Annotated in this window: 21 protein-coding genes and 1 pseudogene; 10 read left to right on the top strand and 12 right to left on the bottom strand. The window is 59.2% G+C overall.

Features of this window, described 5'->3' with window-relative positions; translation table 11 throughout:
* The first annotated feature begins 51 nt into the window (after positions 1-51).
* Positions 52-3,546, top strand: a complete 3,495-nt coding sequence (locus DW49_RS0113110) for a hypothetical protein (RefSeq protein ID WP_024419948.1) — start codon at positions 52-54, stop codon at positions 3,544-3,546.
* Positions 3,547-3,599: 53 nt separating this feature from the next.
* Here DW49_RS0113110 and DW49_RS0113105 read toward each other — a convergent pair whose 3' ends face one another.
* The gene (locus DW49_RS0113105; protein WP_024419949.1) at positions 3,600-4,451 is read right to left on the bottom strand and encodes a CAP domain-containing protein; all 852 of its coding nucleotides are present in this window, start codon (positions 4,449-4,451) and stop codon (positions 3,600-3,602) included.
* Between the two features lie 121 nt (positions 4,452-4,572).
* The gene (locus DW49_RS0113100) at positions 4,573-5,280 is read right to left on the bottom strand and encodes a TetR/AcrR family transcriptional regulator (RefSeq protein ID WP_044424421.1); all 708 of its coding nucleotides are present in this window, start codon (positions 5,278-5,280) and stop codon (positions 4,573-4,575) included.
* Between DW49_RS0113100 and DW49_RS0113095 the strand changes: the two genes are divergently transcribed.
* The 5 genes and pseudogenes from DW49_RS0113095 to DW49_RS0113075 all read left to right on the top strand — a co-directional run bounded on the left by DW49_RS0113095 (position 5,174) and on the right by DW49_RS0113075 (position 8,245).
* Positions 5,174-6,187 (top strand): FAD-dependent monooxygenase, encoded by a 1,014-nt coding sequence (locus DW49_RS0113095; RefSeq protein ID WP_005617812.1) that lies wholly within the window; start codon positions 5,174-5,176, stop codon positions 6,185-6,187. The two genes, DW49_RS0113100 and DW49_RS0113095, sit on opposite strands and share 107 nt — an antisense overlap.
* Before the next feature lie 35 nt (positions 6,188-6,222).
* Positions 6,223-7,002: a MipA/OmpV family protein gene (locus DW49_RS01000000128335; protein ID WP_005617811.1), complete on the top strand. Its 780-nt coding sequence runs from the start codon at positions 6,223-6,225 to the stop codon at positions 7,000-7,002.
* Between the two features lie 15 nt (positions 7,003-7,017).
* On the top strand, positions 7,018-7,293 hold the full coding sequence (locus DW49_RS0113085) for a response regulator transcription factor family protein (RefSeq protein WP_017683242.1): 276 nt from the start codon (positions 7,018-7,020) through the stop codon (positions 7,291-7,293).
* 143 nt (positions 7,294-7,436) lie between these two features.
* A pseudogene (locus DW49_RS01000000128330) lies at positions 7,437-7,762 on the top strand (ATP-binding protein).
* Positions 7,763-8,005: 243 nt separating this feature from the next.
* The gene (locus tag DW49_RS0113075) at positions 8,006-8,245 is read left to right on the top strand and encodes a hypothetical protein (RefSeq protein ID WP_003377012.1); all 240 of its coding nucleotides are present in this window, start codon (positions 8,006-8,008) and stop codon (positions 8,243-8,245) included.
* Between the two features lie 82 nt (positions 8,246-8,327).
* On the opposite strand, the gene dctA is transcribed toward DW49_RS0113075, so the two are convergent.
* Positions 8,328-9,629 (bottom strand): C4-dicarboxylate transporter DctA, encoded by a 1,302-nt coding sequence (gene dctA, locus DW49_RS0113070; protein ID WP_005617808.1) that lies wholly within the window; start codon positions 9,627-9,629, stop codon positions 8,328-8,330.
* A 75-nt stretch (positions 9,630-9,704) separates the two neighbouring features.
* The gene (locus tag DW49_RS0113065) at positions 9,705-11,060 is read right to left on the bottom strand and encodes a class-II fumarase/aspartase family protein (RefSeq protein ID WP_003377009.1); all 1,356 of its coding nucleotides are present in this window, start codon (positions 11,058-11,060) and stop codon (positions 9,705-9,707) included.
* Between the two features lie 117 nt (positions 11,061-11,177).
* On the opposite strand from DW49_RS0113065, the gene DW49_RS0113060 reads away from it, so the two are divergent.
* Positions 11,178-11,921: a GntR family transcriptional regulator gene (locus tag DW49_RS0113060; protein WP_005617807.1), complete on the top strand. Its 744-nt coding sequence runs from the start codon at positions 11,178-11,180 to the stop codon at positions 11,919-11,921.
* Positions 11,922-11,962: 41 nt separating this feature from the next.
* Here the strand turns inward: DW49_RS0113060 and araH are convergent, their stop codons facing one another.
* The 4 genes from araH to DW49_RS0113040 all read right to left on the bottom strand — a co-directional run bounded on the left by araH (position 11,963) and on the right by DW49_RS0113040 (position 16,594).
* Complete coding sequence (gene araH, locus DW49_RS0113055; RefSeq protein WP_003377005.1) at positions 11,963-12,928, bottom strand: L-arabinose ABC transporter permease AraH; 966 nt, start codon at positions 12,926-12,928, stop codon at positions 11,963-11,965.
* Between the two features lie 39 nt (positions 12,929-12,967).
* Complete coding sequence (araG, locus tag DW49_RS0113050; protein WP_024421277.1) at positions 12,968-14,491, bottom strand: L-arabinose ABC transporter ATP-binding protein AraG; 1,524 nt, start codon at positions 14,489-14,491, stop codon at positions 12,968-12,970.
* Between the two features lie 55 nt (positions 14,492-14,546).
* Entirely contained in the window at positions 14,547-15,560 is a 1,014-nt protein-coding gene (locus DW49_RS0113045; protein WP_005617804.1) for a substrate-binding domain-containing protein, read from the bottom strand.
* Between the two features lie 161 nt (positions 15,561-15,721).
* Positions 15,722-16,594, bottom strand: a complete 873-nt coding sequence (locus DW49_RS0113040; protein ID WP_005617802.1) for an SMP-30/gluconolactonase/LRE family protein — start codon at positions 16,592-16,594, stop codon at positions 15,722-15,724.
* Positions 16,595-16,927: 333 nt separating this feature from the next.
* On the opposite strand from DW49_RS0113040, the gene DW49_RS0113035 reads away from it, so the two are divergent.
* Complete coding sequence (locus DW49_RS0113035; protein WP_005617801.1) at positions 16,928-18,076, top strand: aldose epimerase family protein; 1,149 nt, start codon at positions 16,928-16,930, stop codon at positions 18,074-18,076.
* Between the two features lie 50 nt (positions 18,077-18,126).
* Here DW49_RS0113035 and DW49_RS0113030 read toward each other — a convergent pair whose 3' ends face one another.
* The 4 genes from DW49_RS0113030 to DW49_RS1000000133110 are packed head-to-tail and all read right to left on the bottom strand — an operon-like array spanning position 18,127 to position 20,793.
* Positions 18,127-19,023: a metal ABC transporter substrate-binding protein gene (locus tag DW49_RS0113030; RefSeq protein WP_005617798.1), complete on the bottom strand. Its 897-nt coding sequence runs from the start codon at positions 19,021-19,023 to the stop codon at positions 18,127-18,129.
* 11 nt (positions 19,024-19,034) lie between these two features.
* Positions 19,035-19,904, bottom strand: a complete 870-nt coding sequence (locus DW49_RS0113025; RefSeq protein ID WP_003376994.1) for a metal ABC transporter permease — start codon at positions 19,902-19,904, stop codon at positions 19,035-19,037.
* Entirely contained in the window at positions 19,901-20,650 is a 750-nt protein-coding gene (gene aztA, locus DW49_RS0113020) for a zinc ABC transporter ATP-binding protein AztA (protein ID WP_005617793.1), read from the bottom strand. Before aztA ends, DW49_RS0113025 begins: the two co-directional genes overlap by 4 nt.
* The gene (locus tag DW49_RS1000000133110) at positions 20,647-20,793 is read right to left on the bottom strand and encodes a hypothetical protein (protein WP_154655504.1); all 147 of its coding nucleotides are present in this window, start codon (positions 20,791-20,793) and stop codon (positions 20,647-20,649) included. The genes aztA and DW49_RS1000000133110 overlap by 4 nt, the downstream gene beginning before the upstream one ends.
* Before the next feature lie 190 nt (positions 20,794-20,983).
* On the opposite strand from DW49_RS1000000133110, the gene DW49_RS0113015 reads away from it, so the two are divergent.
* Positions 20,984-22,204, top strand: coding sequence for a putative DNA modification/repair radical SAM protein (locus DW49_RS0113015; RefSeq protein ID WP_005617792.1), 1,221 nt, complete (start codon positions 20,984-20,986; stop codon positions 22,202-22,204).
* Positions 22,195-23,040, top strand: coding sequence for a TIGR03915 family putative DNA repair protein (locus DW49_RS0113010; protein WP_024419954.1), 846 nt, complete (start codon positions 22,195-22,197; stop codon positions 23,038-23,040). Before DW49_RS0113015 ends, DW49_RS0113010 begins: the two co-directional genes overlap by 10 nt.
* The last annotated feature ends 85 nt before the right edge of the window (positions 23,041-23,125 follow it).

Here is a 23,125-nt window from a genome sequence, read left to right as displayed (position 1 = left end):
TGTCGAGCGGCCTGACCCAAGTTCAGTGGTTAACAACAGGAGTTACATGCTATGTCGACGCCCACGATCAGTCCGACGCCTGGCCCTCTTCCCTCCCCGGCACCGGGCACCCACGCACGAACGCTATTCAATCAGGTGCTGCAGACCATCAATCGCAATGGCAGTCAGTACCGGCCAGCCGCCGCAGACGAGAACGCCCCGGCGCTGGGAGGTTATGCGTCCATAGAAAAACCGGGCACGGTGGCCGCTGACACAGTGCGTTACGTCACTGAAGAAGGCGATCATGTGCTGGTGAGCAAATCCATCACCCCGACGCTCTATCAACAGGTCGTCGAAGATCAACCCAAAGTCGCCGGGTTCAAGGCCAGTGTGGCGGCGGGCTATGCGCCAGCGACCACAGATGCCGCCGTGCCTGCGACGTTGAGCGGTTATGCACGTATCGGCGCGCCGGACGAGATGGGGCCTGGGCTGATTCGCTATGAAGCTGCTGACGGCAGTAAAGTCATCGTGTCGCAGCAACAGAACCCGGAACTCTTCAAGCAAGTAGCGTCGGACTTCAAGTCGCTGTCCGGTGTCGCCAGCAGTCAGCAAGAGGGTTATCGCGTCGCAGGCGCGGACGAAAAACCTCCCGAAAAACTGGGGGACTTTGCGGTGATCGGCCCGATAGACGAAGCTGGACCGGGCGTGATGCGCTATGTGGATCGCGCCGGCAATAAGGTCGTGGTGGCCCAGCGGGATAACCCCGAGCTGTACAGCGCTGCAAAAGATGCATTCAAAACCCTTACCGGGCTGAGCAAAAGTGAAGCCGAAGGTTATCGAAAGGCCGGCGACAACGAGGTCTGGCCACCGGTATTCGGCACCACCGTCGGCCCGCCGAATGAAGCCGGGCCGGACACCATTCGTTACGAGCACAACGGCGAAAAAGTGGTGGTCGCCCGCGACGATAATCCCAAGTTGTTTGATTACCTGACAGCCCTGCAGACCGTTGTTACCGACCCGGAGAAAAGATCGGCGATGGAAAAAGCGGTCAACAACGGGCAAATCCTCGCCGATGGCAATACCCCCCTCCCCGGTCTGAACGACATTGTCGAGTTCAACTGGATACCCGGCCAGGAAGAGAGCCAGATCAGCTACCGCAATCAGAAAGGCGAAAATATCGTCGTCACTGAAGCACTGACCCCTGATCTGTTTGAAAAAGTTACCACCCTTCATGACGCGTGGAACAAGATCAACAGTAGCCGCGAAGAAGGCTACAAACTGGCAGAACCCAATGACTTCCTGAAAAATCAGAACATCACGATCGGCTCGCCGGACGAGCTGGGCTCAGGGCTTATCCGCTTTGAAAACGGTGACGGAAAGTTCATCGTGTCCAAGGATGCAAGCCCGCAGCTGTACGATGACGTCGTGGAAAAATGGAACGAGCTGGGCACCGGCAATATCAGTGAGACCCGCAGCAAGCACAACCTGCCTGCCGTGGGCGATGTGGATCTGATGGGTCAGAAAACCGGCGTGAAGGCCGACAAGGATGACGAAAAGTCCGAAGAGCTCAACGTCGGTGAACTGGCGACCAAGGAACTGCTCGATCAGTACCGTGAAGGTGTGAAAAAGGGTGAAATCCCCAAGGACGACCCGCGCGCCAAACTGGTCCGCGCCATAGAAGCACAGGCTGCCTACGACAACGGGCGCGGCCTGACCGGCTATGAAGAGGCACAAGGTGCATTCGGTGGCACCTGGCGCGAGTTCGACAGCAAACAGACCCAGCTCAGTTCGGCCGACATGCACGACATCATTGATGGCGGCAAGCTGCAGGAGCAACTGACCACCCTGTTTTCCGACCCCACGGTGCAGCAGGACTACCAGAGCAAAATGACCGATGCGCTGGACAAGGTGCCCAACAAGGATGCAATCAAACAGAAGCTGCTCGACCTGACCGCCAACCCCGATTACGTGCTTTACCTCAAGGACCTGAAAAATCAGGGGCTTGGTCAGGAAGCGCAAAAGGACCTGAGCGACACGCTGTCCTCGCTGGCGCTGGTGGATCCAGAGGGTGCCAGCAAGGCCGCTCAATCCATCCAGGCCGATGGCCTGACCAGCGACCTCAATGATCTGGTCGCTGACCCGTCAAAAATTAGTGACGAGAACAATGCGCTGGCGACCAAGGACCTGTTCGGCTTGCTCAAGGCAGAACTCAAAGGTTTTCTGGTGGACATGCCCCGCTTCCTGCAACCGACCTTCGAGAAATTTATTCAGGAAGGTGTTGTGGGCAACGCCAAGCCCGCCGACATCGCCAAAGCGCTGAAGGAGATCGGCGATGCCTATCAAAAAAATGGCACGGTCAGCGAGGCGGACATCAAGACAGCCTTGTCCAAACCCTACATCCCGGTCGCTGATCGCGGCAAGCTGGGTGAAATCTTCAACACCCTCAACAGTAAGGGCGTGATGGGCTCTGTGGCAGGCGGCGTGTCGCTGTTCTCGGCGATTTATCAACTGGTCGGTAACGGCGGGAAGCTTGGCGAAACACCGATTCAACGTCTGGGCATTGCCAAGGATTTTCTGAGCTTTGCTGGCGGTGCCAGCCATTTTGTCCGTCTGGCTGATCAGGTCGGCGATCTGATGGGTAAAGGCGGCCTGGTGGACATGCTCGGGCTGGACAAGACGTTACCGGAAATCTGGGGCAAGGAAAGCTTCGGCAAGTCCAAGGAAGTAAGAGTCAGTGGCATCTCCGCCAGTAACCTGAGCGAGATCCGCACCGCGCTGGACGCGACGGACGATTACCGGCTCAGTTCCACGCTGGGTGACATGGCGGGTGGCGCAGAAGCCGAGCGGCAGGCGATGGGAGGAATCACCCAGCGCCTCAATGACGCTGTGCAGGCATCAGGCGCCAAGCTGCCTTCTGCAACTGCCAGCAAGATCGCAGGTTCGGTGGTCAAGGTACTGGGGCCTGCGACGGATCTGGCAGGCGGCTTCGCCGACATCGTGCTGGGCGCATTCACCATTAAGGATGGCGTCAAATCCGGAGACAAGCTCGCGCAGGCCGCTGGTGGGCTGCAAATCGCCGGCGGTGCGTTCGGCGCGTCAGCCGGGGTGCTGGGAACGGCCGCTTTGGTCGGTGCAGGGGGCGCTGCGGCCACCGCGCTGGCCGGGCCGTTCTTTCTGGTCGGGGTGGTGATTGCCGTAGTAGGCGGAATTATCGGTTACTTCGTCGACCATAATAAAAAGCAGAAAGCCTCGGAAAAAGAGAACGACTGGTACCGTGATCTGGCGGCTGACGGGGTGTTGCAAGCCGACTGGGGCGACAAGGTGGAATACGCGCACTACTCGATCCATCACTATAAAGAGCGCGAAGCACCGGAAGACGACAGCCTGTTCCGCTTCCAGAGCGCCGAATGGAAACACTTCGACGAGACGCCACAGAAGGACGGCTCTTCCACTAACCGCCTTGATGGTGAACTCCATGTGGAATACGGTGAGCCGCACAAATCGCCGGATCAACAGAAGCGTGACGAGTTGCGAGAGGCGCCTCGCTGGAGTGGCTCGAAAGTCTGACGCCACCGACTGATGGCAGACAAGCCGCCTGCGGCAGGCGGCTTGCCGGCTAATCAAGGCGCGCCGAACAGCATGGTCCAGTAAATACCGTAATCGGTGTTGCTGCCCGTCGCGTACGCCGTGCCCATTTCAGTGAACATCGGGTTCATCAGGTTGGCGCAGTGTCCAGGGCTGGCCAGCCAGCTGGCCATCGCCTTGCTTGCAGAGCTCTGCCCTGCGGCGATGTTTTCACCAATCTGCCGTCCACCATAGCCCGCCGCGCGTGCACGATCGGCGGGTGAATCGTTATCGAAGCCGCGATGGTTGAAGTAGTTTTCGCTGGCCATCGACTGGCTGTGCCCTTGCGCGGCCATTTCCAGTGTGGTGTTCCAGGCCAGTGGGCGAGCCGACGGAAAAGGTCGTTTGCCACACATCCGCGGCTTGGCCCGCGCCGCATTGACCTGCGCCAGCAACAGTCGGCCAGCAGAACGCGCATCTTCCAGCTTGCTGCTGTCGATCAACGGCTTGGCCAGCACCACACGCCAATCGGCGCCTTCCTGAGTAATACCGATGTCAGCGTACTGCGGGTCGAGTAAAGCGCTGCAGTAGCGGCTTTTGAGCATACCGAACGCTTCGCTGGCGCTCTGCGCACCGACCAGCCGGAGGGTCCGCACCGTCACCGCCTGGTAACCCGAGGCTTTGAGCGCCTCGCGAGAACTACCGGAAAAATCAATTGGCAAGGCCACGTTCGCTTTGAGCACCAACGGCCTGGAGGCCTTGGGCGTGTTTGCTTCACAACGCTGCGGCTGAGCACGATAGTCGTTGACCGACTCGACCAGCTGTTGCTCGCCACTGGCACTGGCGGCGCCGGCAAGCGGTGCCAGCAGCGCGACAAGAGACCAGGAAAGAAAACGCAATTGAGGCATTGGGGGCTGGCTCTGGAGGGATGATGACCGCTGTGCGCCTTGATTTTCAGGGCCCGAATAGGACCCTGAAAAGCGCACAAGGTTCATGCATATTTTTCTGCTTTTAATCAATAGGAGAGCTTCAGCCCACGTCAGCCTTTCGCCAGGCCGACGCTGCGAGTTCCAGTCCGTCGATGATCAGCTTCAGGCCGAACCTGAACTCATCCTCCACCGAAATACCGGGCAGATGGCGTCCGGCGGTGGCAATGGCCGGGTATTCGCTCGCATCAAGCGCGGCGAAAAACTCGACCAGCTCCTCACCTTCCGCAGCCTCGCTTGAGGCGTTTGAATGCTGTTGTATGGCGAACCCCAGTACATAGTGAGCGACCGATGTATAGGCACGGGCAGCCAGCTCGGCAGGGAAGTCATTAGCCAGAAACAGCGCAATGCCCTGTTCGCGGCGCTTGAGCCCGTTAGGCCCGATGGGTATCTGCGACACCAGCAACGGCAAGATGCCCGGATGCCTGCGCAGCACGCCATAAAGGCGCTCGGCCCCGGATGCGCAGGCCTTTTGACAGGAATGTCCGCCGCTGCCCCGCCCTTGTAGTGCGTGTTCAGCCACCTTGGGCTGATCCGTACGCATTTCGCCCAGCACGCTATCGACCACGTAAATCAGTATCTCGTCCTTGCTGGCGAAATGCCGATAGAGCGTCGCCGTCCCGGACCCAAGGCGCTCGGCAAGCATGCGCATATTGAACGCCTGCGCGCCTACCTCATCGACCGTCTCCAGCGCAGTGGCAATGATCGGCCTGTGTCCAATGCCGCATTCAAACCTGTTCCAGTTGATGATGCGCCTGGACGCCGACGAACCCGTTCCGGAGCTGTCAGAGCACACCCTCCAGACCCGTTGGCTGGCAGCCACCGGCGAGAAGAAGATTCGCCTGCACAGCCCGACGTGGCTTTCAGTGTTCCGGCCCAATGTGCGCCTGGCCGAGCGCTATCGGGTCGAACGGGTGTTTCTTGCGGGCGACGCTGCCCATGTGCACACCCCCGCAGGCGCACAAGGCCTCAATACCGGCGTGCAGGACGCCTGGAACCTGGGCTGGAAACTCGCAGCGGTGCTGGGGGGCGCGCCCGAAACACTGCTCGACACCTACGAAGAGGAACGCAGACCGGTGGCGGCGGCAGTGCTGGAGTTGTCCAGCGAACTGTTCAATAACACCACCGGGGCCGGCATACCCAAGTTCAGGCGTGGCGACAAGGAGCGGCAATTGTTGCTCAACTACCGCGGCAGGTCGCTTTCGGTGAACAGTAACGACAACGTCGAAGGCAAGGTCCAGGCAGGCGACCGCGCGCCCGATGCCACCTGCTCCCAGCAGCGCTCCGGGAGCACACAGCTGTTCGACGTCTTCAGGGGCGGGCATTTCACATTGCTGGCGTTCGGTGCGCATGCCATCGCGGCGGTGCAAGCGTTCGACAGCCACGACAAGCGCTGCCTGCAGGCCTTTGCCGTGCGGCCCGCGTACATCGGTGATGACCGCGACGGTCTGGTTGATGAAGCCGCTCAGGCTTGCCAAGCCTATGGCGTGAGCGCTGAGGAAAACATCATTTTTCTGGTACGGCCCGACGGGTATGTCGGTCTGGTGGCCGTGGACGACTTCGCGGCAGCCATCGAGCGCTATCTGGCCAGGGTGACCGGCACACCCGGCCAGATCACCCACAGCGACATGCAAACGACACGCGCCATCGCACACTGATGCACGTCAGAAAGATCACTCAGAGAGCCACCTTCATGAAACACTTTTTCCTTCCCGCACTGACCGTTGTTGCCTTGCCTGCCCTGTCGTTGCCGTTCGCCCACGCTGAACCCGGCGATTTCAGCCTGGGCCTGGGCGCGGCAATCAGCGAGAGCCCTTATGCAGGCGTCGGCACACAGGTCAATCCGATCCCGCTGATTAAATATGAAGGCGAACGCTTTTACGTGAACGGTGTAACCGCGGGTTACCACCTGATCAACACCGAGTCGTTCTCCCTCGATGCCATTGTTGCCCTGCAGATGGACGGCATCGATCGTGACGACTTTGGTCGCCGCGAACTGGCCAGAAACGGCATCGACCGCGACCTGCTGGAAGACCGCGACAACGGCATCGACGCAGGACTGGCCGCCAAACTGCGCGGCTCTGCCGGCCAGCTTGAAGTGGTCGCCAAAAACGACATCAGCGGTGCCAGCGATGGCTACTCGCTGAACCTTGAATACGCGTACCCCTTCACCTGGGGCAACACCCGCTTCAAGCCCAACACCGGTGCCACCCATATGTCTGGCAACCTGGTGGATTACTACTACGGTACTCTGAAAGAAGAAGAGCAACGCGGCATTGCCCAGTACCGCCCAGGCAGCGCCACGGTGTCCTATGTGGGGCTTGGATTCTCCCAACCCATCGGCAAACAATGGGAAGTCTCGGGCAACCTGCGCTACAGCGCACTGCCGGATGAACTGAGCGACAGCCCGCTGTTGGAGCGTGACACAGACAGTTCCACGTCGATGTTCATCGGCATTTCGAGGAAGTTCTGATGCAGCAAACTGCCTGTGCAGCGCCTGAAATCGACTCACTGTGAGCCCATCATGATCGAACGATCACTGAGTGTTTTAATCGTCGAAGACAATCTGGCGCTGGCCGCAAAGGATCAACTGGACGACAAGCTACTGGGCTTTGAATCGGGCGCGGACGATTACATCGTCAAACCGCTGGCCCTGCCTGAGCTGGAAATTCGTCTGCGGGTGCTGGCCGCGCGCAGTCACAAGCGCTCGGATGTGCGGCAGGTGCTGGAAGTCGCTGATCTGTGTTTCGACCTTGGCACATAAACCATCATGCGTGGCGGCGTCCAGCTGCCCTTTTCGCCGATCCGACGAACCCTGCTGGAGGGTTCTGATGCGCAACTCGCCGCACGTTGTCACACGCGCGCAGCTGGAGCTGCTCATCTGGGGCGACAGCGTGCCCGACGGTGATCTGCTGCCGCATCGCCATCGGCAACCTGTTGCGCAATGCCGCCGAAATACCTACGACGGAACAATTGCCGTGCAACTCAAGGAAGGCGTGTTGAGCGTGACCGATTCGGGCGAAGGCTTCGACACGGCGCAAGCCGACCGCCACTACCTGTCACTGCTGAGAAACTCGACCAGAACAGGCATCGGGAAAGGCCTGGGGCTGTTCCTGGTGCGGCGAATCTGCGAGCGTTTTCAGTGGACGCTGCCCCTCGAATCGATGCCGACACTGGGCACCCGCGCGAGGCTGGACTTTCGGGTTCAGACAGTGCAGTACCCGTCAGCCTGATAATAAATGCATACTAACGCTGGCATACTTATTAGATGATCACCACCATACAATCATCGATGCCTGCCTATTAATAAGCACACTAAGTTAAACTTTGTTCATGTTTCGATGAGTATTATTATCGCAACAAACAACGTACATTATCGAAATAGAACCTCACTCAGCCATTCAGCAACTTGTCGCTATTCAATCATTCATCCACGCAGAGGAAACATCATGAACCGAGTAACAGCAAAGTCCGCATTGAAAGTTCTCGTTGTCACAACCGTTGCAATCATCGGCCTGCAGGGCACGGCATTTGCCGCCACCGGTATACAAACCGCACCCGCTGTCGATGGCAAACACGCGCTCGTGCAAGAGGCCGGCAAGACTGAAGCCACCCGCACCACATCGGCACCACTGCAAGTAGCGACGAGGCTGAAAAGCGGCTTGCGTATCAACACCGCCTGTGATGATACCGGCCTCCCTTGCCCTCGCGGCTAAAAGCACCTCACCGAAACAGCAGCCGCACCTTAAACGTTGCGGCTGCTCTGTACTGCAAAATTGAAGTCAACAGCCGACACGCTCAGAGCGCCGCCTCCAGCTTGCGCCCCAGCACCCGGTGGTACTCGCGACGAGCAGTCTGCTCGGTAAACTCGCCCGACCATTTGGAGACAACCACTGTTGCCACGCTGTTACCAATGGTATTGCAGGTCGCGATGGCCATCGACATGAACCGATAGACACCGAACAGCAGCGCCAGGCCCTCGGCGGGCAGCACGCCAATGGCTGTCACTGTGGCGGCAAACACCACGAAACTGCCACCGGACACCGCTGCCGCACCTTTGGAGGTCACCAGCATGATCGCGATGATACCCAACTGCTGCTCCCAGCTCAGCGGCACACCGTAGGCATTGGCGATAAATAGCACGCATAACGACATGTAAATCGACGTGCCGTCCAGATTGAATGCATAACCGGTGGGCAGCACCAGGCCGACGCTTTGTTTCGAGCAACCGAATTTTTCCAGTTTCTGTAGCAGGCGCGGCAAGGCGCTTTCCGAAGAAGCGGTGCCCAGTACGATGAAAATTTCATCCTTGATGTACTTGAGGAAACGCCACAGGCTGAAACCGGAAATCCGGCACACAATGCCCAGCACAACAAAGATGAAAAACGCGATGCACAGATAAAACATCAGCACCAGATTGGCCAGCGACATCAGCACTGCGGTCCCGTTGCTGCCCACTGCGTAGGCCACCGAACCAAATGCACCCAGCGGCGCGAACTTCATGATCAGGTTGATGAACTCGAAGAAACATTCGGAAATCCGGCTCAGGCCTTCTTCGATCACTGTCCGACGTTCCTCCTTGAGTGACAGCAGGGCAAAACCGAACAGCACGGAAATCACCAGCACCTGCAGCAACTGGCCACCGGCGAACGCACCGACGAAATTATCCGGAAAGATTCCGTAGATGAAATCCATCGTCGAAGCCGGTGCGTGCCCTTTGGCGACCGCCGCTGCCGATGCGGCAGCCGTAGCGCTACTGGGGTGCGCGTCGTGCATGCCAGAACCGATCTGCAGCAGGTTGCCCCACAGCAAGCCGATCGCCAAAGCAATGGTCGACACCACTTCGAAATAAATCAACGCACGCAACCCTACTTTTCCGACGCGTTTGATATCCCCCGCCGATGCGATGCCATGCACAACGGTGAAAAACACCAATGGCGCAACGGCGGTCTTGATCAGTTTGAGAAAAATGTCGCCGAGAATCTTGAATTTGGCAGCCAGCTCTGGAGCGATAAAGCCAAAGGCGATACCCAACAGCATGGCGGCTACTACCTGAAACGTCAGGTCTCTGTAGAACGGTTTCTTGCTGTATGAAGACATGTCTGCGATCTCGTTGTTGTTATTAAGAGCGGCTGCAGGACTGTTCGCCTCCGGGTGAACCAGAGGCGAGATGACTCAACGTTTAATAGCACCAGGACGCGCAAGGGCGATGTCCACCATTTGCGGCGCAAGCCCCAGGTAATTGGCCGGATCGGTCAAACGCTTGAGTTCTTCGATATCCAGTTGCGCTGTGGCTTCGCCTTGCGCCAACAGTGCATCCAGCAGGCTGATGCGCTGATCGTTGGCCATGCGGCAGGCGGCATACACCACGTCGTGAGCAACCTGACGGCCGAGCGCTGGTGCGAGGCCCATCATCACCGCTTCGGCAACGATCAGCCCCTGAGTCATGTCCAGGTTCTGACGCATACGTTCGGTACGCACCTCCAGCCCGGCGAGCATGAACTTCGCCTGTCCCAGAGACGCTGCGCTGAGGGCGAAAGCCTCTGGAATGGCGATCCACTCGGCTTGCCACGGGCCTGTGGAACGCTCGAAATCCTGAATCATGGCATCCAGCATCAGCCCGGCGTGCTGACGTACCCCCTTGGCCGCGGCATACATCAGTTCGCACGATATCGGGTTGCGCTTCTGCGGCATGGTGCTGCTGGCGCCACGTCCTTTGACAAAGGGCTCGTACACCTCGCCCAACTCGCTGGTCATCATCATCATGACGTCCAGCGCAACCTTGCCGAGCGAGCCGGTCACCAGCCCCAGAAAGTTGAGTGTCTCCGCAAGACCATCACGCGCCACATGCCATGTCGCCTGCGGCACACCCAGTTGCAGTTCGCTCATCAGCGCTTCCTGCACCTCCAGCCCCTTGTCGCCCAATGAGGCAAGCGTACCGGCAGCTCCCGCAAACTGACCGATCTCAACACGCGGACGCAGCTCGACCAGACGCTCTGCGTGACGGTCAAACATACTCAGCCATACCGCACATTTGTAACCGAAGGTGATCGGCAGCGCATGTTGCAGGTGGGTACGCCCCGCCATCGGCGTAGTGCGATAACGCAACGCGAGGTCAGCAAGCAAACCACGTACGGCCTGGATATCACGCTCGACGATGGCCAGCGCAGCGCGCACCTGCAGTACAACGGCGGTGTCCATTATGTCTTGGGTGGTTGCGCCCCAATGCACATAACGGCCAGCCTCGCCGCAGGTTTTTGACAACTGCTCCACCAGCGGCAGGATGGGATAACCGACGATCTCGGTTTCATGCTGCATAAGCGTCAGATCAAGCGACTCGTAGGTGGCCAGCGCAGCGATCTGTTCGGCGGCGTCAGCAGGAATAACGCCGCACCGGGCTTCGGCGCGGGCCAGCGCCACTTCTACTTCGATGTAACGTTCGATGAGGGACTTATCGGAAAACACAGCGCGCATTTCGGCGGTGCCGAACATGTCGCGAAACAGGGCGGAGTCAAAAACGGTGCTGGACATGAGCGAGGTCCTGATTATGTTGTTATTGATCGTACATATTATATATGTCCGTACATAATTCTTACGCCCGCACTGATACACTGTCAACTCGCTTAAACCACAGAGCTGACAAAAGGCATGAACGAAACACGTTACGCAGTGGTTGCCAAAGACCTGATCGAGGCCATCGCCAGTGGTCGTTACCCGGTCGGCTCGCTGCTGCCGACCGAGTTTGAGTTGTGCGAGCTTTACGCCGTCAGCCGCCATACAGTTCGCGCCGCAATTACCCAGTTGCAGACGCAGGGCCTGGTGTCACGACGCAAGCGTGTCGGCACGCGGGTCGAATCGGCATCGCCCAGAGGCGGCTATTCGCAATCGCTGGCGACCGTTGCAGATCTGGCGCATCTGGCCGAAACCCAAGTGCGCAGCATCCGGAACGTCAGCCATTTTGTGGCAGACATCGCCCAGGCCAGGCGTCTGGGGCTGATACCGGGAGAGCACTACTTTTGTGTGTCAAGCATTCGGGTTGACTGCGACAACCCGCTGGCACCGCTGTGCTGGACCGACGTATACGCTCAGGAAATTTACAGCGAGGTGATCGAACTGGCCCGCGAGCAGCCCGGAGAACTGATCGCAGCATTGATCGAACAGCATTTTGGCCGCCATATCGAGGTGATCGACCAGCAGGTACGCGCCGTACTGTTGACGAACGAAAACGCCAAAAGCCTGAATGCAGAGACAGGCTCACCGGGACTGAAGATTCTGCGTCAGTATCGTGATGACACAGGCGTCTTGATGGTGGTGTCAGAAACCATTCATCCCGAAGACCGCTTTACGCTGGTTACGCAGATGAGGCGCGAGAAGGGATTGAATTCGGTGTGACGGCAAGGCGCTGGCTCATGGGAGCCAGCGCCCTGTGCAGCTCAGCGACGCTTCATCCGGTCGATGATCACCGCCAGCAACAGAATCGTGCCGCGAATCACGTACTGGTAGAAGGTGTCGATGTTCTTCAGGTTCATCGCGTTCTCGATGATTGCCAGAATCAGCACGCCTGCGATCACATGACGAATCATGCCGATACCGCCGCTCAGCGAGACACCGCCCAGCACACAGGCCGAGATGATGGTCAACTCAAAGCCCTGGCCGATCATCGGTTGGCCCGAGGTCATGCGGGAGGCCAGCACTACACCCGCCAGTGCGCCGATCAGGCCGTGTACCGCGAAGATGATGATCTTGGTGCGATCGACATGCACGCCTGCCAGCAACGCAGCTTCCTGGTTACCGCCGATGGCCATGGTGTTGCGCCCGTAGGTGGTGTAGTTGAGCAGCCAGCCGAAGAACATGAAGCAGGCAATGGTGATCAGGATGGGCACCGGCACGCCGTAGATCTGGCCATTACCGAAGATGAAGAAGTCTTCGTTGGAAACACCGACGGCCTTGCCGTTGGAGAAGATATAGGCCAGCCCGCGTACGATCTGCATGGTCGCCAATGTCGCGATCAGCGCATTGATGCGCAGCTTGGCGATGACGATGCCGTTGATAAGGCCCACCACAAGCCCCAGCGCCAGCGCTGCCGACACACCGAGAAACACGCTGTCGGTGTCGCGAATGACGATACCGGCAATGACCCCGGAGCAAGCCAGCACCGAGCCCACCGATAAGTCGAAGTGCCCGGACGCCAGGCAGAACAGCATGGTGCAGGCGGCAATACCCACAGTAGAAATCGCCAGGCCAAGACCGCGCATGTTCAGGGGCGACATGAAGTTGTCGATGAACACGGCACACAGCAGGAAGATTCCCACGGCAGCCAGGAGCATCACCCAGTCATCGACAAAACGACGCAGGTTCATGCCCTGACGGGGAGCCTGAAGGCTGGATTCGGTAGACATACGCACCTCTTTTTTATTGTTCATGGTCAGGGGACCGTTTTAGCCGCGCGTGCGTGGCAGAGCCAATTGCAGAAGTCGCGACTCGTCAGCCTCGTCGCGGTTGAGTTCACCGGTAATGGCGCCTTCGCTCATCACTAGAATGCGATCGGAAATGCCCATGACTTCCATCAGGTCGCTGGACACCACGATCACGGCAATGCCATCGGCGGCCAGCTTGTGAATGATCTCGTAGATCTCGGATTTGGCACCGACATCGATGCCGCGAGTGGGCTCGTCCAGCAACAGCACTTTCATCGGCATCGACAGCCAGCGGCCGAGAATGGCCTTCTGCTGATTACCGCCGGACAGGAACATTATCTGTTGCTCGGGCGATGGCGTCTTGACGTTCATCGACTTGATCTGAGTACGCGCGTTGTCCCGCTCCCAGCCGCCCTGGATCAGGCAGCCGAGATTCACATGACGGGGCCGCGCACCGATGTTGATGTTCTCCGCGACGCTGGACAGCGGCACGATACCTTCTTTCTTGCGGTCTTCCGGGCAGAGCAGCCCCCCGGCCGCAATGGCATCACGCGGCGACTTCAAGGTCAGCGGCTGGCCGTCCAGTTGCAGGCTGCCGGCAGTGCTGCGCGTCAGCCCGGAAAGAATGCGAAACAACTCGGTACGACCCGCGCCCACCAGCCCGAAAAAGCCCAGTACCTCGCCTTTCTGCACAGTGAAGCTCACAGGCTCCTGCAAGCCCGGCCCCAACAGACCGGTCACCCGCAGGCTCGGCCCCTGATGCTGACGTGGACGATAGTTGTAGATGTCCTGAATATCGCGACCGACCATGCAAGTCACCAGCCGGTCGTGGTCCAGATCAGCCATCTGCTCGAAGGTTTTGACAAAGCGACCGTCCTTGAAGACGGTCACGGCATCGCAAACGCGGAAGATTTCTTCCATGCGATGCGACACATAAAGAATCACCCTGCCCTCATCCCGCAGCCGCACGATGATCGCCATCAAACGGTCAATTTCACGTGCCGACAGGCTGCTGGTGGGTTCGTCGAAAGCAATGACATGAGCGTTGCGCGACATGGCCTTGGCGATTTCCACCAGTTGCCGCTGGCCCAACGACAGGTCGCCCAAGCGAGTACGCGGGTCGATCTCGTCGGCCAGACCTTTGAGCAACTCACCGGCCCGACGGTACATGGCGCCGCGATTGATCAGGCCAAAACGGTTGGGCATATGCCCGAGCAGCAGGTTCTCGGCGACGGTCATTTCCGGCACCAGATGCAGCTCCTGGTGAATCACCGCCACACCCGCCGCGATACTTTCGGCAGTGGATTTGAACTGGTAGCTGTGCTCACCGATCTGCAGGGCGCCGCTGTTGGGCTGATAAGAGCCGCCCAGAATCTTCAGCAGCGTGGATTTGCCTGCGCCGTTCTCCCCCATCAGCGCATGGACACTGCCAGGGCGGGCCTCGAAGCTGATGTCCGAAAGCGCCTTGACGCCGGGAAATACCTTGCCGATGCCATTGAAGCGCAAGGCACCGCCTGTGGCTGTTTGCTCGATAGCCTGTTGCATGAAACCAACCTCCTCGCACGTGTGAGGGGCCTGAAAATCAGGCCCCTCGTTCAGCTCACTTCCACAGACCGATCTTGGTCAATACTTCCTGGAAGTTGGCGCGGGTGATCAATGTCACGTCGTCCATGGCGGTGTATTTAGGCGGCTCCACACCTTCGGTGACCCACTTATACATATACAGCGCGGTGTTGTAGCCTTCCTTGTCCGGGCTTGGCAGCATCGAGCCAAAGAAGCCGCTTTCCTTTTTCTTCAGTTCGTCGATGGCATCGGTGCCGTTGATGCCGATACCGATCACGTTTTTGGCGCTGAAACCGTTGCTGGCGGTAGCGCGTACGCCACCCAGTACGGTGTTGTCGTTCATGCCGCCGATGATCAGGTTTTTCGCATCGCCCGGCAGTTTTGGCAGCGCCGAGTTGGTGGCGTCCATGCTGCCCGGTACATCAAGGGTTTTCTGCGCGGTGAACAGGATGTGATCTTTCGGCAAACCGGCCTCTTCAAGCGCCTTCACAGAACCGTCGGTGCGTTTCTTGCCGGTGTCCAGTTCGTTGTAGGTGTTGATGATCGCGTAGGTGCCTTTCCATCCGCCCTCATCCCACTTGCGGTTCTTCGCTTCGGTGGCCATGGCGGCCCCCTGCTTCTGGCCCACTTCGAAGGCTGCCATGCCCAGATACGGCACGTCCTCCATGAAGTTGCCTTTGGCGTCGACAAAACGATCGTCCACGGCCATGACTTTCAGGCCGAGCGCCTTGGCCTTGGCCACGATTGCAGGGCCCAGAGAAACATCGGGCGGGCAGATCACAAAGCCCTTGGCGCCGTTGGCGGCCAGGCTGTCGATAGCGGAAAGGGTCTTTTCACCGTCTGGCACGGCAATCTTGAGCACCGTAAAACCATGCTCCTTGCCGGCTTTTTCGGCAAATGCCCATTCGGTCTGGAACCACGGCTCTTCAGCCTGCTTGACCAGGAAGCCGATTTTGACTTCTTCAGCGGCAGAGGTGACGCCACTCATGCCGAGAATGGCAGTGGTGACGGCGGCACAGCACAGGGAACGAATCCCGTGACGACTCAACATAGCTAACTCCTTATTTTTATTGAATAGCTACAACGTTCAGCGAGGTGGCGGTCGAGAACGCGGATGCGCCCAGAACCGATCAAATAGTCATACCATATAATGAATGACCGCTATGTAACCGAATGTCACTCTTGTAAATGCGGTCGGCCGCGCACGCTTCGTCAGCCTGCAAACCGCTGACATGCCTTGCCGCTGACGCCGACGTGCGCCATCAGTACCGCGCCGTCGAACTGGCCATGCGCATCGCCAGGCGCTGCACTGGTGACATACAGCGTCTGCAGGTCGGGACCTGCGAACACGCAACTGGTGGGATGGCTGACCGGTAAATCGACAACCCGATCGACGCTGCCATCGGGCGCAAAGCGGATCAGGCAACTGCCACCCCAGCGTGCGTTCCAGACATAGCCCTGGGCATCCATCGCCGAACCGTCGGGCGAACCACGGCTTTGCTCGGCCGCCCAGATCTGGCGTGGCCCCAGCGTGCCATCTGCCAGCACGGGGTATTGGTAGATAACCTCATCGAGGGTATCGGCGCTGTACAGCACGCTGCTGTCGGCATTCCAGAGCAAAGTGTTGACGATGCCCTGCCCGTCCAGCAAACGCGTCACACTCGCGTCGGCATCGACCCGAAATAGCCCGCCCGAACGACGAACCAGAGGTACATCGCCGCCTTCAGCATCGATATTGTTCTGCATGCTGCCCAGCCAGAGGCGACCGCTCGTATCGCAGCGGGCTTCGTTGGCGCGGTTACCGGGGGTAGGGTCTGCCACGCAGAACAATGACAATGAGGTTTTTTCAGAGGTCAGGTCCAGGCGATAGACGCCGCTGGCCAGTGTCACCAGGGCATCGCCCTGCTCAGTGGGGATAAACGCAGACACCGGCTCGGGCATGCGCCATTGACGATACTCCCCGGCGATCAGCCGACAGGCCAGAAATCCGGCAATGTCGACCCAGTACAGGGCATGTTCTTCGGCATCCCAGAAGGCGCCTTCGGCCAGTTTGAAACGGTGCTCGGAAACGGGCAGCCAGTTCATGAAAAATGTCCTTTGTTATTGTTGTAAAGGCACTTTTTGATGTGTCTGTGTTGCTTCTGCAAGCATGGCACGGCTTATGAGGCGCGTTGCCAGCCTGCGCATCCCGACAGCCCGATTCTCGTGGATTGGGCCTGCCGGGCGAAAAAGCAGGGTCAGATCGGCTAAGGTGGCTCGACGCGCTTGCACGCTGCCTTCTACCGCTCAGTACCGCTTGCACTACTAAATAGTATTACAATTCATTTTTCAAGCGGCATTTTATCGACTATAAATGCATGCATCGGATGAAATCCGGTCAAATAGTCTTACCAATAACAATAAAAGCGGGTAGATCAGATGAAAAAGCATGCTCTTCTCAGCACCTTCGGACTGTCCTTGATGATCAGCACCTTGACCGCACAGGCCGCAGCACTCTCCAGCGAACACAGCGCTTTTGGCCAACTGCCCGACGGCACCGCCGTCGAGAAATATACCCTGCGCAACAGCCATGGCGTGCAGGCCAGCATCATCACTTATGGCGCAACCCTGCAATCACTGCTGGTGCCCGACAAGGCTGGCAAGGTGGATGACATCGTGCTGGGCTTCGACGACGTGCAGGGCTATCAGAACAACGGCACGGTCTATTTCGGCGCGACCATCGGTCGCTTCGGCAACCGACTGGCGGGCGGCAAATTCAGTCTGGACGGCAAGACCTACCAGGTTCCGCAGAACGACAAAACCAATGCCCTGCACGGCGGCGACAAAGGTTTCGACAAGCGACTCTGGAAGGCGGAAGAAACCAAGACCGCTGATTCGGTCGGCGTGAAGCTGACCTACGTGTCGCCGGACGGCGAGATGGGTTTCCCGGGTAGGTTGCAGACTGAAGTCACCTACAGCCTGAACGACAAGAACGAGTTGAAAATCGACTACCGCGCCACCACCGACAAACCCACGGTGCTGAACCTGACCAACCACAGCTATTTCAACCTGGCGGGTGTAGGCAGCGGCGATGTGCTCAAACAGGTTGCCACCCTTCACGCTTCGCACTACACCCCGGTCAACGACACGCTGATCCCGACGGGCGAACTGCCTGCCGTCGCCGGCACACCGGTGGACTTCCTCAAACCCACCGCGTTCGGCAAACACATCAAGGATGACCATCAGCAGCTGAAATATGCCGAACCCAAACAGGGCGGCTTTGATTTCAACTGGGTGCTGGACAGCAAAGGTGATGTGAAGAAACTCGCCGCCGAGGTCAGCGACCCGCAATCGGGCCGCACGCTGCAATTGTTCACTACCGAGCCCGGCGTGCAGCTGTACACCGGCAACTTCCTGGATGGCAGCATTCACGGCAAGGGCGGCAAGGTCTATCCGCACTGGGGCGCTTTCACGCTGGAGACCCAGCACTACCCTGACGCGCCCAATCAGCCGAAATTCCCCAGCACCCGGCTGGACCCAGGCAAGGCCTACACCCAGACCACCGTGTTCAAATTCCTGAACAACTGAGGCGCCGACTCGCGCAGCTCCGGCAAATCCTGAGCTGCGCGACTGTCAGTTTATTGATTGCGCTTCATGGCCGCTGTCAGGGTATCGACGTTGTAGCGAAACATCTTCGCGTAAGTCGCTGCCGGACCGTCTGCGGGCGACAACGACTCCACATACAGCTCGCCGCCCGGCTGAGCACCGCTGGCTTCGGCAATCTGCTTGACCAGACGCGGGTCACTGGAGTTCTCGAAGAAGTAGGCGCTGACGTGCTCGGCCTTGATCTGACGGATCAGTTTCGAGACATCGGCTGCGGAGGCTTCAGACTCGGTGGACAGCCCCAACGGTGACAGGAACGTCACACCGTAGGCATCGCCGAAATAACCGAACGCGTCATGAGAGGTGAGAATCTTGCGGTTGGCCGCAGGAATCGAATGGATCTGATCGCGGGCGTATAGATCCAGTTGCTGCAATTCAAGAATGTAACGTTCGCCATTGGCTTGATATTCACTGGCCCCTTGTGGATCAGCTTTTTTCAGCGCAGCGATGATATTGCGCACGTAAACCACCCCGTTCGCCGCACTGTTCCACGCATGCGGATCGACAATGCGCTTGCCATCTTCGTCCATGCTGCGGGTCTTGATACCCTCGGAAAGCACCACCGGCTGGCCCTTGTAGCCCGACGCCTTGATCAGCCGGTCCATCCAGCCTTCCAGATGCAGACCACTGACGAACGCCAGGTCGGCATTCTTCAGCGCCTGAGCGTCGCCGGGCGTCGGCTCGTAGACGTGCGGGTCGCCATTGGGGCCGATCAGCGATTTGACATGGACACGGTCGCCGCCGACGGTGCTGACCATGTCGGCGATTACCGTGAACGATGCCACCGCTTCCAGCGGTTTGGCCTGGGCAAGGCTGGCAAATGCCGACAGCGCCAGTGCAGCGAGGGAACTCAACACCATCAATCGTTTCATGACATACCTTTTCAGTGAGCCAGGTGAGGTTTGGGGAACAGTCGACGCACGATGCCCGTGCGCCCGAACAATAGGGACAAGCCGTAAAACGCGCTGGCGGTCAGGACGATGGCCGGTCCCGAAGCGACGCCAAGGTGGTAGGAAACGATCAGGCCGATCAGCCCGGACAGCGTGGCAATCAACGTCGAAATGACCATCAGGCCACTCAGCGAATTGCTCCAGAAACGTGCGGCGGTGGCAGGCAGCATCATCATGCCCACCGCCATCAAGGTGCCCAGCGCCTGAAAACCTGCGACCAGGTTCAGCACCACCAGCAACAGGAACAGCACGTGGTACAGCGAGCCGCGCCCGCCGACTGCGCGCAGAAACCCCGGATCGAAGCACTCCAGTACCAGCGGGCGATAGATCACCGCCAACAGCACCAGCGTGAACGATGCAATGCTGCCCACCATGTAGATGGCGGTGTCGTCGATGGCCAGAATGGTGCCGAACAGCACATGCAACAGGTCAACACTGGAACCATGCAGCGAGACGATCAGCACCCCGGCAGCTAATGAAGTCAGGTAAAAGCTGGCAAAACTGGCGTCTTCACGCAGCGAGGTCAGCCGGCTGACCAGCCCGGACAGCAACGCCACCGCCAGCCCGGCGATCAGCCCGCCAAAGCCCATCGCAGGCAGCGACAGACCGGCGATCATGAAACCCACCGCAGCCCCTGGCAGAACCGCATGGCTCATCGCATCGCCGACCAGACTCATGCGCCGCAGCATCAGCAACACACCCACCGGGCCTGAGCCAATCCCCAATGCCAGGCACGCCACCAGCGCGCGGCGCATGAAACCGAACTCGACAAACGGCTCGACAATCAGGCTATACAGCATCATGAGCGTTCATCCTCGGCATCACACAGCGAGGCGTCGGGGCTCCAGTATTCAGCCATGTTGCGCGCCTTACGCAGGTTGGCGTCGCTGAGCACGTGCAAGGTCTCACCCCAGGCAATGGCTTCGCGGGCCATCAGCAGGGTTTGCGGAAAGTGCTGCCTGACCTGTTCGATATCGTGCAGCACGGCGATGACCGTCCTGCCCTGCCCGTGCCAGACCCGCACCAGTTCCAGCAGGTCACGGGTGGTGCGTGCGTCGATGGCGGTGAACGGCTCGTCCAGCAGGATCACCGAAGCGTCCTGCAACAACAGGCGCGCAAACAGCACACGCTGAAACTGCCCGGATGACAGCGAGCCAACGCTGCGCGCTTCAAACCCTTCCAGCCCGACCGTGTGCAAGGCCTCTTGGGTCAGGCGAGCATGATTGCGCGTCAGGCTGCGAAATGGCCCGATGCTGTGCCAGGCGCCCATCGAAACGGTGTCGGCAACACTCAGCGGAAAGCTGCGGTCGATCTCCGCGGCCTGCGGCAGGTAGCCAATCGTGCGGGTCGCCAGATGGCCCCGGTCGATATGCCCCTGGGCCGGTTTCATTGTGCCGGCGATGGCTTTGATGAGGGTCGATTTGCCCGCGCCATTCGGCCCGACAATCGCCGTCAGGCTGCCCGCCTCGAAGCGCCCGCTGATGTGGTGCACCGCCGGGCGACGCTCGTAGGCGACGGTCAGGTTTTCCAGGGCAATGGCAGCGCTCACGGAATGGCCACCGACCAGCCGATGGCCAGCCACAGCAACGCCAATATGGCCAGAGAAAACAGGACCCGCTTCCAGGCTGGCTGAGCCAGAACGGAGCCTGATATCGAAGCACTTGCTACTGAAGAGGTAGAAGGAATTTTCACGCGAGAGTAACCTGCAACTATTCGTTACAGTATTACATAGCCATACGTTTTTCCGTTATAAAATAACATTTAAGTTTACAGCGGCTGCAGAGCTAACGGGTGCGTCGACCTTCGGTCTGATCAGAGTAAGGCTGCTTGAGTCTGCACGGACAACCCTATACTGTACATCCAAACAGTTAAGGGGCACTTCATGGAGCTCATCGACAAGCTCAGCATCCTGGCCGACGCCGCCAAGTACGATGCGTCGTGCGCCAGCAGTGGAGCACCCAAGCGCAGCTCGCAGAACAAATCCGGGCTGGGTTCCACCAACGGAATGGGCATCTGCCACAGCTATACGCCTGACGGGCGCTGCGTTTCGCTGCTGAAAATCCTGTTGACCAATTTCTGTCTGTACGACTGCCAGTACTGCGTCAACCGTCGCTCCAGTGATGTGCCCCGCGCGCGCTTTACGCCTGAAGAAGTGGTCACCCTGACCCTGGACTTCTACCGTCGCAATTGCGTGAGCGGGCTGTTTTTGAGTTCCGGGATCATCCGCTCGGCGGATTACACCATGGAACAGTTGGTTGAAGTGGCGCGTTTGCTGCGCGAAGTGCACGAGTTTCGCGGCTATATCCACCTCAAGACCATCCCCGACGCTGACCCGGCGCTGATCGAAAAAGCCGGGCGTTACGCGGACCGCCTGAGCGTCAATATCGAGCTGCCCACGGACGTCAGCCTGCAAACCCTTGCGCCGCAAAAAGACGTCGCGTCCATCAAGCAGGCCATGCAGACGATTTACACCGGCGAACAGACCGTGCGCAACGAACCGCGCTCGCCGCGCTTTGCCCCGGCCGGGCAAAGTACCCAGATGATCGTTGGCGCCGACGCCACCGATGACAGCACCATTCTGCACAGTGCGCAGTCGCTTTACAGCGACTTCAAGCTGCGCCGGGTCTATTACTCGGCGTTCAGCCCGATCCCTAACAGCCCCAACAGCGTGCCGCTGGCCGCGCCGCCCTTGATGCGCGAGCACCGGCTGTATCAGGCCGACTTCTTGCTGCGCGGCTACGGCTTTACCGCAGGCGAATTGCTCAGCGGCCCCGGCGATCTGGCGCTGGACATCGACCCCAAGCTGGCCTGGGCGCTGGGTAACCGACAGGTATTTCCGCTGGACCTGAACAAGGCCGACGCGGCACTGATTGCGAGGGTGCCAGGCATAGGTATCCGCACCACACAGCGGCTGGTCGAACTGCGCATGCAGCGGCGCATCCGCTACGAAGACCTGACGCGCATGCGCTGCATACTGGCCAAGGCCAAGCCGTTCATCATCACCAGTGATTACCACCCGCCGCATGCTGAAACCACCAGCGAGTTCCTCCATCACCAGTTGCGTGACCGGCCGCAACCGCAGCAAATGGGGCTATGGGGATGATCTGCCTCGACTGTGACGACCTGTTCGACACCTGGCGGCTGCAAGCGCGCTGGTTGTTGAGCCATGAAATTGACCCCAGCCAGGTCAGCTGGAAATCCCCCGATGCCGCCGACCTGTTTGGCAGCGAGGAACAATACCCAGAGGAGTCCGGCCCGTTTCAAGCCCGTGTGCCGCTGGAATTGCTGCAACTGCTGCAAAGCACATCGCGCTATCGAGGCGAACAGCGCTGGAGTTTGCTGTACGAAGTGCTGTGGCGCGTCACTCACGGGGACCGCACGGCCATGATGGCTGGCGACAAACTGGGCAGCGAGCTGCATCGACGTCTCAAGGCTGTACGCCGCGAGGCGCATCACCTGCATGCCTTTTTGCGTTTTGTCGCATTGCCGCCGGCCGACAACGATGCGGCGATCATGCGCCCGCAATACGTGGCCTGGCATGAACCTGCCCACGATATTCTGCTCAGTGCCAGCGAGCATTTCATCGGCCGCATGGGCCAGCACCGCTGGATGATTGCCACGCCACAAGACGGCGTATATTACGACGGCAAGCAACTGATCCACGAACGCCGTTGCCCTGAAGAGTGGCAAACAATGGCCCGACAGGTCGAAGACCCGCACTGCGAATTGTGGTTGACCTATTACAGCCACATCTTCAACCCTGCCCGCCTCAACCCCAAGGTCATGGAAGGTCATTTCCCTTCACGCTTCTGGAAAAACCTGCCCGAAGGCCCACTGATCCCGGCACTCATCACCCAGGCGCGTACGGGCAAGCAGCGCGACGGCCAGGCCAGCGATATCGCTGCGCGACGCGGCAAGAAGATTGCGCTCAGGGATTGAGCTTTTGACGTTGCGACGCTCGTGCCCTGACCAATGCATCCAGGATCGGACGCAGAGCGTCCAGAACGGCATGCGACGCAGAGCG

Source organism: Pseudomonas avellanae BPIC 631 (genome assembly GCF_000444135.1).
In the GTDB taxonomy this organism is placed as follows: Bacteria; Pseudomonadota; Gammaproteobacteria; order Pseudomonadales; family Pseudomonadaceae; genus Aquipseudomonas; species Aquipseudomonas avellanae.
Note: the sequence above shows the minus strand (reverse complement) of the source record. Positions and strands in the feature narration are given on the sequence as shown.